Origin of the sequence: Paraburkholderia phymatum (assembly GCF_040965635.1) — a bacterium.
GTDB classification, from domain to species: domain Bacteria; phylum Pseudomonadota; class Gammaproteobacteria; order Burkholderiales; family Burkholderiaceae; genus Paraburkholderia; species Paraburkholderia phymatum_B.
Map to the genome: position 1 here is coordinate 19,419 of NZ_JBFRCH010000036.1, position 13,126 is coordinate 32,544.

Annotated in this window: 7 protein-coding genes and 7 pseudogenes; 1 reads left to right on the forward strand and 13 read right to left on the reverse strand. The window is 55.7% G+C overall.

Annotated elements, in window-relative coordinates:
* Positions 1-123 precede the first annotated feature (123 nt).
* The 6 genes and pseudogenes from AB4Y32_RS33780 to AB4Y32_RS33805 all read right to left on the reverse strand — a co-directional run.
* Positions 124-273, reverse strand: a complete 150-nt coding sequence (locus AB4Y32_RS33780; protein ID WP_368725476.1) for a hypothetical protein — start codon at positions 271-273, stop codon at positions 124-126.
* Between the two features lie 87 nt (positions 274-360).
* Positions 361-683 (reverse strand): annotated as a pseudogene (locus tag AB4Y32_RS33785) (4Fe-4S dicluster domain-containing protein).
* A 133-nt stretch (positions 684-816) separates the two neighbouring features.
* Positions 817-1,248, reverse strand: a complete 432-nt coding sequence (locus AB4Y32_RS33790; RefSeq protein ID WP_368725477.1) for a hypothetical protein — start codon at positions 1,246-1,248, stop codon at positions 817-819.
* Between the two features lie 52 nt (positions 1,249-1,300).
* Positions 1,301-1,438, reverse strand: coding sequence for a hypothetical protein (locus AB4Y32_RS33795; RefSeq protein ID WP_368725478.1), 138 nt, complete (start codon positions 1,436-1,438; stop codon positions 1,301-1,303).
* A gap of 316 nt (positions 1,439-1,754) precedes the next feature.
* Positions 1,755-2,123 (reverse strand): annotated as a pseudogene (locus AB4Y32_RS33800) (ABC transporter permease); the annotation flags it as partial.
* 18 nt (positions 2,124-2,141) lie between these two features.
* Positions 2,142-2,483 (reverse strand): annotated as a pseudogene (locus AB4Y32_RS33805) (ABC transporter permease); the annotation flags it as partial.
* Between AB4Y32_RS33805 and AB4Y32_RS33810 the strand changes: the two are divergent.
* A pseudogene (locus AB4Y32_RS33810) lies at positions 2,483-2,677 on the forward strand (ATP-binding protein); the annotation flags it as partial. The pseudogenes AB4Y32_RS33805 and AB4Y32_RS33810 sit on opposite strands and share 1 nt — an antisense overlap.
* Here AB4Y32_RS33810 and AB4Y32_RS33815 read toward each other — a convergent pair.
* The 7 genes and pseudogenes from AB4Y32_RS33815 to AB4Y32_RS33850 form a co-directional block, all read right to left on the reverse strand.
* Positions 2,668-2,980: pseudogene (locus AB4Y32_RS33815) on the reverse strand (ABC transporter permease); the annotation flags it as partial. The pseudogenes AB4Y32_RS33810 and AB4Y32_RS33815 sit on opposite strands and share 10 nt — an antisense overlap.
* Positions 2,967-3,229: pseudogene (locus AB4Y32_RS33820) on the reverse strand (TOBE domain-containing protein); the annotation flags it as partial. The pseudogenes AB4Y32_RS33815 and AB4Y32_RS33820, both read right to left, overlap by 14 nt.
* A gap of 25 nt (positions 3,230-3,254) precedes the next feature.
* Positions 3,255-5,318, reverse strand: coding sequence for a maltose alpha-D-glucosyltransferase (gene treS, locus AB4Y32_RS33825; protein WP_368725479.1), 2,064 nt, complete (start codon positions 5,316-5,318; stop codon positions 3,255-3,257).
* An 88-nt stretch (positions 5,319-5,406) separates the two neighbouring features.
* Positions 5,407-6,885 (reverse strand): aldehyde dehydrogenase family protein, encoded by a 1,479-nt coding sequence (locus tag AB4Y32_RS33830; RefSeq protein WP_368725480.1) that lies wholly within the window; start codon positions 6,883-6,885, stop codon positions 5,407-5,409.
* Positions 6,886-7,772: 887 nt separating this feature from the next.
* Positions 7,773-8,653, reverse strand: a pseudogene (locus tag AB4Y32_RS33840) (IS5 family transposase); the annotation flags it as partial.
* Positions 8,654-8,794: 141 nt separating this feature from the next.
* Entirely contained in the window at positions 8,795-10,234 is a 1,440-nt protein-coding gene (locus tag AB4Y32_RS33845; RefSeq protein WP_368725481.1) for a radical SAM protein, read from the reverse strand.
* Positions 10,234-12,903 carry a glycosyltransferase gene (locus tag AB4Y32_RS33850; RefSeq protein WP_368725482.1) on the reverse strand — a complete coding sequence of 890 codons (2,670 nt, stop codon included), beginning with the start codon at positions 12,901-12,903 and terminating at the stop codon, positions 10,234-10,236. The genes AB4Y32_RS33845 and AB4Y32_RS33850 overlap by 1 nt, the downstream gene beginning before the upstream one ends.
* Positions 12,904-13,126: the final 223 nt, after the last annotated feature.

The following is a 13,126-nucleotide window of genomic DNA, read 5'->3' on the forward strand; positions in this document are numbered from 1 at the left end:
CGTTTGCATAAGCAAATCTGCTAATCGCCCATAAGATGAAGCTCAGGCGCGAGAGATGTGACAGAAACACTCCGATGGGTGGCACTATGGAGTCTTACCATGTACTCGGGCGGGTGAAAAAATCTAGATGCAAGAGATTGCAAGAGGTGCTTTCGTGGCGATGGCTGCAATCGCGATCGCATTGTCAAGTTGCGTGGCTGCGCGCTGTTTGTTGCGGCTTTTCCTGTCACCGCCGCGCGCGGCGGTGGTTTCCGAGGTGATCGGCCTGTCCATGCTGATTGTCTCGTGTGCTTATTATTTTAGCGGCGGGGAGCATAGTCGAGCCAACCATCCACCGCATGGACAGGAATGCAACGGAGGTCACCGGTTATAGGACACACACACGCTGCTACATATCCGTGTAGTTGGCTCCGCCGCTCCTTCGGGAGGCACCCAGACAATGTTCTGAGTCGGATCTTTGATGTCGCATGTCTTGCAATGCACGCAGTTCTGCGCATTGATAACCAGCCGCTCGTGACCATCTCCGATCTCGACGAACTCATAGACGCCAGCCGGCAATAGCAACTTTCCGGACTCGCATATTGCCGCAGGTTGACATTGATCGGAACTGCCGGATCCTTGAGCGTGAGATGCGCCGGCTGATTATCGTCGTGATTCGTGTTCGATAAAAATACTGAAGACAACCGGTCAAACGTCAGCTAGCCGTCTGGCTTTGGGTAATCGATCTTCCTGCATTCCGACGCAGGTCTGAGCATCTTGTGATCCGACTGAGCATGATGAAGCGTCCATGGCACATTGCCCTTGAACAACTTTTGCTCAATACCGACCATGCCTACATACAGTCGTTTGCTCATCCATTTCACGAAATTTCGCGCGTGGTACAGCTCCCGTAGAGCCACGATCTTTTGAATGCTTCAGGATACGAGTGCAGCTCGTCGCCCTGGCGTCCCTCCTGAAGCGCATCGAAGGTCGCCTGCGCTGCCAACATGCCGGACTTGATTGCTCCGTGAGAACCTTTGATGCGCGAGGCGTTGAGAAAGCCCGCTTCGTCGCCAGCGAGCGCCGCCGGGAAATGCCAGCTTCGGCAGTGACTTCAAACCGCCAGCTGTGAGCGCTCGTGCCGAATAAGACAGGCGCCTCGCATTCCAGGAATTTTCGAATCTCCGGGTGTTTCTTGTAACGCTGGAATTTCTCGAACGGCGAGAGGTATGGATTCGAATAGCCGAGGCCAACGACGAAGGCAACCATCACCGATTGATATCAATGTGATAGAGGATTGAGCCGCCATACGTTTGCATATCTAGCAGCCAGCCGTCTGGATCACGAGGCCGGCCTTGGGTTTCGGGTCGTTTTCCCGCCGTTCCTTGATGCCCATGCCGTATACCAGTGGATCGACGCCGCCGTGCAAGCAGAATTTCTCCGAAAGCTGGCGGCCCATATGCCCGCGCGGCCGCCTTCGCAAAACAGCGTGTATTTCGCAAGCAGTTCCATGCCGGACTGGAAGTTTTCGGTAGGTTCGCCGTCCTTGCCGATGCCGGGATTGCCCGTCGCAACGCCCTTCAAGGAGGCGACGTCGCTGTACAGCACTTCCGCAGCCGCGAAACCGGCAAAATCTCGGCACCGAGCGCCTCCGCCTGGTGGCCAAGCCAACGCGTAACATTCCCGAGACTGACCACGAGGTTGCCGTGGTTCTTGAAGTTGTCCGGAAGCAGCCAGACCGGCACTGACTTCGCGTTGGCCTCAGACAGAAACGCGATGATCACGTGCGTTGCGACGGGTGCCCAGAACGAGCCGCTCAGATTCAGCAGCGAGAAGCGCAGGAATGCGATGCCGAGCACGACGGCAGGAATCGTCATCGGCGAGAGGAAGAAGCTCACCAGTGCGGCGCGGCCCGCGAGCGGTACCGCGATCGCGAACGCGAGCCGGACCGACAGCCAGAACGCCGGGACGATGTCGCCGTTGTCGAGGATCGCACGAAACCAGCGCAGCGACGCGCCGTCGAACGGCATCGAGATGAAGCCCTTGTCGGTGAACGCTACCAGCAGCACGACGACGAGCGGCGCGAGGATGAAAGTGAGGAACAGCGCGTTGAACAGCAGGCCCCAGAATCCGTTCTGTTTCATGGCGTCATCCTCATCGCGTCACTCGAAAATGTGCTTGAAGCGGCGTTCGGCGAGACGTTCGCGATCAGCGGCAGCACTGCGATGCTCGCGCCGAGCGGCCAGTTCAGCGTGCCGAGAAACTCGTCGTAGGCGGCCGTCGCGACGACCTTCAGACGGCGGCCGCCGATCAGCGCGGGCGTCGCGAAAGCGGACGCGGACAGCGCGAACACGATGATCGAGCCGGACAGCATGCCGGGCATGATCTGCGGCAACACCACGCGGTCGCAACACGCGCAGAGGCGAGCCGCCGAGCGACAGTCCCGCCCATTCGACCTGGGGATCGAGCTTTTGCAGCGTCGCCCACACGGACATCACCATGTCCGCAGGCCGCAATTGAAGACCTCGACACTCGTGCCGGCCGAGACGTGGACCCGCGCTCGCTCACGAGCCTCGCACTTGGCGATTGGGTCGAAACTGCCTAAAGCTTGCTCATCAGCGGCGCAACCGGCGCGTGGAAATCGTGGCTCGCTTGCGCCTTAGCCCAATATGCTTGCCGGCGCGGGCACTCGAGCGTACGTACCACGACCGAAATCAGGAGCGGGCCGAGCACGATCGGCAGGCACAGCGGCTGCCACGGCAGCTTCATGCGCGCGAGCATGATCGTCTCGGGGACGCCGAGCAGCACGCTCAGCAGCGTCAAGGTCAGCGCGAGGCCCGCCGTGCGCAGGAAGATCTCGCCGTAGTACGGATCGCTCAGTACTTCGGCGTAGTTCTTGAGCGTGTAGGCGGCCTGTACGCGGGCCGGCCACGTCGCTGAAGACGCGAAACGACAGCAGCCACGGCGCGGCGCCCGCGCGCGAGTCATCAAGCGTTGCCATGGGCGCTTTCCCTTGTCAGCACGCGCAGATCGTCGTCGGTGAACGAGAGACCGAGTTCGCGGCCTTCCTCGGGCGGTGGCGCGCCGTAGTTCGGCTGCGCGATATGCAGCTTGCCGAGCTCGGTGTCGACTTCGAGCAGCCATTGATTCCGATGAACACGCGGGTCGCGATGCGTCCGTGCATACGTGCGTCGCCGTTCGTCGGACGCATTTTCTCCGGACGGATGTACCCGTGCGCCGCGCCCTGCACGCCGGGTGTGCGCCCTTAATGCACGTCAAATGGAAAGAGAACTCGCAATTCTCAGTGATACACCTCGGTGACCCTCAAGCAGTATTCGCAGCTTACCCAGTTCGTCGAGGTGACCGATAACTGAATCGGCGAGCATGTCGATGACAGGTCCTGGCGCGGTGCAGGGTAGCGTAATAGTCTCATCGACGGTGCTTGCGCCAAAGTTCAGAGCTGTAATCTGAGTCTCTTTCCCTCCAGGAAGTTCGTGAACCATTACTAGGAGGCCTGGCGCGACAACGTCAGGAATCTCGATTTGCCTACTCGAGGCAATGCCGTACGAGTCACGCACAGCGAGGAGACGCTTGAGTTGCGAGGCGAAAGAGGCAGGGTCGGCGAGCTGCTCCGGCAACGTACCGTACAAGGCCACTGCGCGCGGTATGCCTTCTTCAGATGTGTATGCGTGTGGGTTTTCTCCCGTCAGATCATAAGCACCGCGTTGTACCCAGCGCGTGTCTCCGTCAGTCGTTCGCTCCTCGACGGCCTCAATGGGTAAGGGCAGTGCGCCGACAAGGTCCCACCCCGATATTGCAAAAACGCCGGGCTGCAAAGCATTGAACATCGCAAGAAGAAGATGAATTTGTCGGATATTGTCTCTGTCCCCGGGCGTTATGGCGTCCAGGTCCCGAATATTGAGTGCCGCAGTGATGACGCTGGCTGTCGTGCAAGACACGCCGTTTGTCACGAAAGGAAGGTTGTAGGGTGCATGCTCGCCGCTCAAGCGCTCGTACATCTTCTCCCGGATATGCTCTCGAAGGGTGTTGCCGTTCCATGTCTGCCCTTGGAAAATAAAAGTTGCGTTAGCGTGTAGCGTCCAGAAATGTACGAGCTCCAGCGTCAGTTCGTCATGGTTCTGAAGTGCGTGAATGAGAGACGCCGGGTCGATGCCGTACTGATGGACTTTGCGTAGCATCAGTCGCAAGAACTCAGTGTCTCCCGTCAGAAGTGCATGCTGATACGCAGGACGTGTGACGAAGTCGTAAGACAGGTCAGGGCCATTTTTGGACATTGCCGCCATGTCGTCGAGGGTGAGATTGAGTTCCTGAAAGCTGAACCCACCGGCCTTACGAATCGCCCCGGCGAGAAGCTGGTTGCCCGCGACCGCGAGTGGATGGCTCTGCGACCATGCATTGCCGTGTGGTCTTCGCTCGATGCCCAGGAAGCCGTTGGCATCTAGGCGAAGTCCGCGAGCGCCGAGGACGTCCAGGGAGTGCAGAGCATCACCGATACTGATTTGTTGGGCGGCGAATGTTGGGTCGAGCCAGTTTAGTGACGGTTGACCTTCCTTAAAGTAGTGAAGGTATACCCACCGGCGCGTTACGCCGTCTACGCCAAGTACAGGCGCGGTTGCACTCCAGTCTGTTTCCTTGACGCCTGGCGCAAAAAACATTACCCGCTGAAGTTGGCCAACGATGTAGCACTTGCTTTTCAGGGTGTCGACCACGTCAGCCGGCAGATTGATGCAATCTTTTCCTCCCGGTACGTCTGGCAAAAGGTTCCAGTCGCCAGGCATGATCTCGATCATATGGTAAAGGCCCGGATAGTCCCCGTAATTCATCTCAGCGAGCCGGAAGTCGGGGCCTTTGCCAGTATGCAAAGGAATGACATCGTCAATGACAACAGCGTTGTGCGATGCCGCCATGCGACTCATTGCTCTGAAGTCTTCTTCGGTACCGAATCTGGAATCGATCTCCAGGCCGATGCGATCAAAGTTGCCGTCTACCGAATGGGTAAAGCGCTCGCCATTAAGACCACCGGCGACTTTGGTTGGACCCGGGTGAATAGCATTAATACCTATCGAGGACAACGAACGCCACAGTGTCTCGCTTCCCAATGCCTGGAGTACCGACTGTCCCGGCGCGGCTATAACCGCGCTCGGGTACGCGGTGAACCAGACAGACGAATTTGCGCACACCCCACGCGGGCGGGCCTCGGCATAGGGGTGGAGCCAAAGCTTGGCTTGCCCCGCATAACTGCGTGCCCGTGCGCGAACCTGACGGAGCATTGAAAGACTCACGAGCCACTGGATATGCTCTGAAGCCGGAACATTCATGGCAGACCTCCTCGAGATATTCTTGAGGCGATATCAGCGTTTGGGCGCGCTCAATCAGCGCCTTGGATACCCTGAGGCCAATGAGTCTTCATGCCTCGCTACAGTTTGCGCGCACGTCACCGCGCGTGCCGGGTCCCGCCTGATCGTCGTAGCCGACGATAGCCTTCACTTCGAGAAATGCCTCCAGACCCCACTCGCCATATTCACGGCCGTTGCCCGATCGCTTATAACCGCCGAACGGCGAGCCCGCGTCCCACGCCGGATAGTTCAGATACACGCTGCCCGCGCGCAGCCGGAACGCCACACGCCGGGCGCGCGCCGGATCCGCGGATTGAACGTATGCAGCAAGTCCAAACGGTGTATCGTTGGCAATCGCGATCGCGTCTTCCTCGTCGCGATACGGCATGATGGCGAGCACTGGACCGAAAATCTCTTCTCGTGCAATCGTCATCGAAGGGTCGACGTTTGCGAATACCGTGGGCCGCGCGTAGTAGCCGCGCGTCAGGCCATCGGGACGTCCCGGCCCGCCGGCTGCGAGCAGTGCGCCTTCCTCGATGCCTTTCTTGATCAGCCGTTGCACGCGCGTATATTGCACGTCGCTCACCACAGGGCCCATCGTGGTGCGGTCGTCGTTCGCGGGACCCACACAGTGAGAGGCCGCCGCATGCTGTGCAATGCGCACCGCCTCGTCGTGCAGCGCTGCGGGCACCAGCATGCGTGTCGGCGCGTTACACGACTGGCCGCTGTTGCCAAAGCACTCATAGACGCCCGAGGTGACGGCGGCTTCCAGGTCCACATCGTCGAGAAGAATGTTTGCGGACTTACCGCCGAGTTCCTGATGCACGCGCTTGACGGTCGGCGCCGCGAGCTTCGCGATTTCCACGCCCGCCCGCGTCGACCCGGTGAACGACACCATGTCGACGTCCGGATGACTGCAGAGCGCCGCGCCCACAGTCGGGCCGTCGCCGTTCACGAGATTGAACACGCCCGGCGGCACGCCCGCGGCATCGAGAATCTCGGCGAACAGCACGGCGTTCAGCGGCGAGATCTCGCTCGGCTTGAGCACCATCGTGCAGCCGGCGGCAATCGCTGGGGCGACCTTGCAGACAATCTGATTGATCGGCCAGTTCCATGGCGTGATGAGCGCGGCCACGCCGACCGGCTCGTAATTGACAAGCGTCGTGCCCTTCTTGCGCTGCCATGCGAAGCGCTCGCAGGTACGCAGGAGTTCTTCGAGGTGACGTCTGCCGAGCGCGGCCTGCCATGTATGCGAAAGCATTTTCGGCGCGCCGATCTCGCGCGAAATGAGATCGGCCATCTCGTCGTAACGCGCCGTATAAGCATCGAGTATGCGGCGAATCAGTGCGACGCGCTCGGTCAGCGGCGTCAGCGAAAACGACGCGAACGCGCGCTTTGCGGCTGTCACCGCGCGCTCCACGTCGTCGGCATTGCCGAGTGCGATCTGCGCGAACGCCTCTTCCGTGCAGGGATCGACAACGGCGAGGCGCGCGTCGCCCGACGGCGCGACCCAGATGCCATCGATGTAAAACTTCTGTGCATTCAACATCTGCTTCTCTGTCCGAGAGAGTTTCAAGAAGAACTGCCGGGATTGTTAATCCAGAGCCAAACCCGTTAGCTTCGACCGCAGCCTCTTTAGGGTGAGCTGGGTAGCTGGGCGTAGTGATGCATGGCTCCCCGACTTTCGTCGTCTGCGCATATGGTTTGAAAGACGCGTCGACATTTACAAGGGATTGCTGACGATAGGATGCCACCTGGTTTGCCGGTGGAGATCTTCAATGTTCCGAAGAGGTCTTTTGAAATGTCCTCCATGGCATGCAAATTATTCGGAAGGAGCGTGTAAAAATCAAAACAAACAGCACTCCCGAGTCGCCTAATGTGCAGTATAGCGAAAAGGCTTTTTGTGCCTTTGATCGCAATCAACGCATGACTATGTTCTACTGAATACATCGTCGGCGCTTCCACTCCCGGAGTTACGTTGTGTCGGTCGGTCTTATGCGCGTAGCCGTATCGAATGACCTGGAATCACTAAGAAAAACCGAGGACATCTGGCGTGCGCGTCATATCCATGGCAGCATCGCCAGACGAAAAAAGCGGCAACGGTTGGATGCGGTGCGGCGGCCGTAGAGATTCCGGCGACGACATTGCCCGCTGAAACGGGCATACGACTTACGCGCCGAGCAGGATTACGCGGGCTCGGCGTCATGGCAACTGACGGAGTAGGCGTGCCCCCGGAGCATTTCTGTCTCAGCAGCAGGTTTGCCGGAACCGCGCGGAACCCCACCTGGACCGCAACTTCTACTTTCGGCTCGTCCATCGGGCGATATACGCGTGGCAGCGAGAAATGACTTGCCGTAGTGACGTGCAAAGTCCAGTACGGTGTCGCCCGCGCGAGGTTCATAGCGGTCGGTGTTGATTTGCACGGAATCCTGCTTGGCCGTCGTACGGATTGCCCGGCATCGAACGCGCGCCGATCACGAGCCCTTCCTTGTGGGTTGTCGTAATTGACACCTTGACGCCAAATTCGTACAGCGTACGAGCCTTGCCTTTGGCCAGACATTCGACTTCCGGTGCATGCAAGGCGTAAAGCTTGTTCCTGTCCTTCTGCTTCTGCGACGGGATCCACCTGGTGCGGCCGATCAACTCCTGCAGCGCATTGCGCCCGGTGTCAGCAACCGATTCGAGCTGACGCTCCACGTCACGCATCACCCGGCCAACGCGCGAGCGCAATGTACGCAGGGCCTTCTTCATGCGCTTGTACTGCTTCGCATGGGCGTAGCGACCAATCTGACGCGCCAGGTGCGGTGCCTCGCGGTTGTAGTTCTGACGCAGCTTCAGTCCGTGCCGTGCCGCAGCCTTCACCAGATATTCTCGACACCGTTCGAGCAGGCGCGAATCGGTTGGATGGGCGATCGGCTTTTGCATGACCGTCGTGTCGACGATCACGCGTTTCGCGCTTGAGGCCTTGATCACGTTTGCGCGCTTCGCCGCTTCGATCGTCTCGGCCAGCAGTTCTTCAACGCCGGCTTCTTCCAGGCGCTTGCGCCAGCCCGTCAGACTCGACGGATCGACCGGCGGCTCGGTCTGCAATACGTCTCGCCGGTAAAGACATGCCAATACGGGTTCTCCACCCATTGCCAGACCACTTCCTCGTCCGACAGATCGAACGCATGCTGGAGATACAGCAGCCCAGCAATCAACCTCGGTGACGTTGCCGGACGACCCTTGCGGGAGACGAAGCTCGCGCTCATTGAGGTACCCAGCCGATCCCAGTTGATCAGATCGGCCAGACGTACCAGCGGGCGCTTAAGGTTGATCTGCTAGGAAAAGATCGCCTTCGCTCACCGGAATTTGCAGGAAACTACCCATAATCTGCCAGGTCCCTGCAAATGCATCAACCACTTTCCACTTCAAGCCCTTGCTGTACAACGTGCTTCGAATTATTCAGGCCCGACTCCTTAGACGTCAGGCGTCACGAATTGGGTGTTAATCACGGCTTCGACCAGCGTAACTCCGTTGGGGGTAAGTGTTACCACATCCCTATCGATTATGACCAACGCTTTGTCAACCAGCGTTCTGAGCGTGGGGCGGATAATCGGGTTGTTGAAGAAGCTTCTGCCATCAAAACGCCGCCTGAACACGTTGTCATTCACCGGAACCAGTGTGGAGAGAGCCATTTTGAAAGCGTTCACTTCGCGCTGAAGTGGGGAGACCCCTCGGCTTTCCTCAATGGGCAGACGGTTTTCATCCAGAGCTTCCTTGTATTTTCTGTAGCCGGTGACGTTGATGGCCTCGGCCCGGGTACATTTCGAGCTGCCGCCGAGTCCGATCGCCACTTCCGGGTACTGCTTATCGAGGTCGGTCACTAGCCCTTTCCATTTCTCCGGATGCTGATGGTTCTGGTGAAAGTACGTAGTCGGATGTTCGAGATATCCGGACGAGAGGTACTGCTCGATTAGATCGCGCATCTGATACTGCTTACCCAGCCCCGGGAAATTCATGTTATGAATGTTAATAAGCCCGTTTTTCTGCCACAGACTTTCTCGTTCTCCGGAAACACCGGTACGCTTTTTCAGAAACTTTTCCATGTGTAGCTTGGTGCAGACCACGTGAGAAAGTTCCAGTTCGAGGGTTTTCTCGATGTCATATTTCACATCATCCACGCTCTGGCCAAGCATGCCGTAGATAAGGTCGACGCTGACCCAATCGAAGCCGATTTCACGCGCGTTAAAAATTGCATCCAAGCACTGTTCGGCAGAGTGCATACGTCCACAGGCTGAGATAATGCGGTCGTCGAAGGCTTGGGCACCGAAGCTGATTTTGGTAAAGCCCAACTCTTTTAACAGTCGAAGGTATTGTTTGGTCAGGGTACCCGGCTCGCCTTCAAAGCGCATGGTAGCAACAGAAAGGTTAAAATGGCCCTGATAAAAATCCATCAGACGCCGCAAGTCAGACTCAGGAAGCAGCGATGGCGTACCGCCGAAAATGTTGAATTCGCCGACTTCGGCATGTGCGAGACATGGGACGTTCCGAAGCCACATAGTGGCCTCTTTAATGTTGTAATCCACCACATCCCGGAACACTGGCTGTGATGAAGTGGCCTGTGGATTCAGAATAAGCGTCGGGTACTGGCAGAAATGGCAGCGGTAACGGCAGGTGGGGATATATGACCAAAGATGAATCTGCTTTGCCTGTTTGATATCACGCTCCATGTCATCAAGGAAAGCCGCGAGTGGATAATCACAGATATCGCCAGGGAAAACGTGGCAACCGAACGGATCTTTAAAGACATACTCCAGGAATGCGATGTTCTCCGGGCGGGAGAGAAAACTATATACTCGCGGCACCGGATAATTTGTATCGATATCGTTTAGTGAGTTCAGAGTTTCGCTGTTCATCAGAAGACCCCACCGTTAGCGAAGTAGTTGTGCGCTTCGCCGGACTCACGATCTTCACAGAAATAGTAGACAAAACGCTCGAAATCTTCCGGTTTGACCACATCGAAACACTCTGGCAACGGCGGCGGAAAACCGATATCGTCACCAACGGCGCGGCGCATGGCACTGAAAATTTCATCACAGAACTCGAAATAGAGCCGATAGGCCGGGGTTTTGTAAGCATGGATCGGTTTGAAGTCGATAATTCTTGAATCGTGCTTAATTTCATGGATGCGGTGATACAGACGGTCAGCCACTGGCCCGGTAAAAAATTCGCGCACGGCGATGTCCTCCAGCAAAATCTGCGGATTGAGCAGTGCCGGCAATACAATGTTTTTGGGAACGTAGTCTTTAATGGAGCAACACCAGGCCTGCTGCGACTGCGCGGGAGTGGTGTCGGAGAGTGTTGACTTTTGCTTTTGCTCGTCCGGGCGTACGTCTTTCATGATGATGATGCCATCCTGCCCATAGGCGATGCCGCCGATCACTTCCTCCAGAATGGTATCCACGCGACGGCTGTTAATTTCCACTCGGGAATCCCGGGCGTAAACCGGCTTTCCGCCCCCGGCGATTACTCGGATCCCGAAGTCCCAGTCATCGGAGAGGTGTTGTACAAAGCGGCCATTGTTCAGCTGGTAGAAAATTTCGATACCTCCCACTTTGTCGTACAGGCTGCGCTCAACGGCAAACCCTTTGCCGTCCGGAAAGCCGCCGAACAGTGAAAACGACACGTCACGGCAGCGCAAGGTTTTTTGGATTTCCCGAAAAAGGTTGGGGCGATTGCGGAAGGATTCTTCGTTGTAGTAGTAATTGCACGTGCCAAGATCCCCATTTGCCTCCACCATTTTGTTAATCAGCGCGTGCAGCCAGTAAGGATCTACGGTGCAGTCCGCATCGGCCGACACAATATAGTGTTTTTTCTGAACTCCTAGCCGGTTGTCGCGGGCTTTTGCGCGCACAGAAGCGTAATCCATACCGCGTTTTCTGGCGGACGAGGCACCCTGAATGGGCTCATGGAGGACATGAATCTCCATGGATGGATTTTGGGCTTTGAAAGTGTTAATTTTTTCAACGGAATCGTCCGTAGAATTATTATCGACAAGAATCAGTTCATAGCTGTTGTGAGTAATCATGCTGTTATATGTTTTCTGGTTAAACAGGGAGAGCAATACCTCACAGATGCGATTGCCTTCGTTATAAACTGGCAGCGCAACTGATACAAATACAGTATCACGCATCTTTCCTTCAGAACAGTCCACGTCGAGAATGTCAATTACATTATTGGAGAGTAACTGCTTACCAATGGAAAAATTCCGCCCAGCAACGTCATACATCAACCGCCTATTATTGAGGAACCGGTACACCTCCCTAATAAATGCTTCATCAGGCAAACCGTCCTGCTCCTCTGATATCGGCATAACCGGCGCCTCAAATCCATACTGACCGTACACTTCCCAATAGTATTCGTAGCTGGTAGTGATGTAGCAGCGCTGGTTACTAATCGCTTCTCCAACAGGATTTCCATAGCTGTCGTAATCCCACGAAGTAAGGAAAGAGACCAGATCGCAGGAGTAATATAAATCCTCAATAGTCGTCGCTTCTCCCAGTGAAGACATATATTTGTGCCGAAGCGGACCAACAAATTTGATAAATGACTCAACGTTTAATTTTTTGGCTAATGCATTCAGTTCCCGATGGTAAGAACGGTTTTCATCGGGATCGCCTGCCACAACCAAATAAACTTTCCGGTCGATATCGTTCTGACTAAAAAGTTGGTTTAATCGATGGACCAGACAAACGTCCCGGTCCAAACGCTTTTGCGGAATAATGCGAGTGGTGCGGGCGATCAAAATGTCGCTGTCGCGGATAAGGAAATTCTCCCTGATACTGGTATGTTTACCTTGTTCGGTGAAACTATAGGTATTTTTTTTAACCTTGACGTTTACTTCGTGATCACACCACGCTTCCAGTTCATTTTTCAGGTGGTTATTGAGTGTGACGTACGTTATATACTTGGATTTAACAGGCTTAACGGCATGAGGATAAGGTGCCGCGCCGTATTTCATCGCATTTTTTTCACTGTTCCACATTAGATCGTGATCGCGCCAGATGACGTAATTCCCTAAGCAATAACGTTTCCCGTAATCTTCAATCGCTGTGTATAGCGCCTTGGTATAGATAATATTTTCCGGAAGCGTTCCATTTTCAACAACCACATAACTGATACTTAGCTTTTCCCATAGCTGAACGATTCGATGTGCCAGTCGCAGAGAAGATTCGCTAATTGCAAGCAGGAGTTCTTCCTGCTCTCTGGAAGAAGCTGATGGAACTCGACCCATCAGAACATTATGCGAGTGCGTTAGGAAATCAACGCTGTAGTGGGGAATAGAATCGATATCGTCAATGCGAACCAGATCGAATATACCCCTATAGACCTCGTTTTCGTGGTCATACGGTTTGCCGAATTTTCCTTTATCTATCTTTATATCGTAGCCTAAGTCGAGATAAGACTTAATTTGATTCTGCGCAAGAATTTTGGCCATTTTTGACGCTTCAACTGTGATGCCTGATACGGCGACGGCGTCAAATGATATAAATATGGCCGAGGCATGCATATCTTTGCGACACATTCCGAATCACCCTAAAACAATTTGTGAATACGAATCATAACCGCCACCAAAAACCATCCATTTGCGACACAATGTCGCCGTGGCTTCGAGCGCGATTTCCGGCAGTGCTTCATGGCGCGCTGGGCTTCGAACTATGCCGGTCGAGACGATGAAGCGCGTCGTGTCGCAGATACATCTCCTCGACGCGACGTTCGCGTACGGGATGACAGAGATCTCCCCCGGT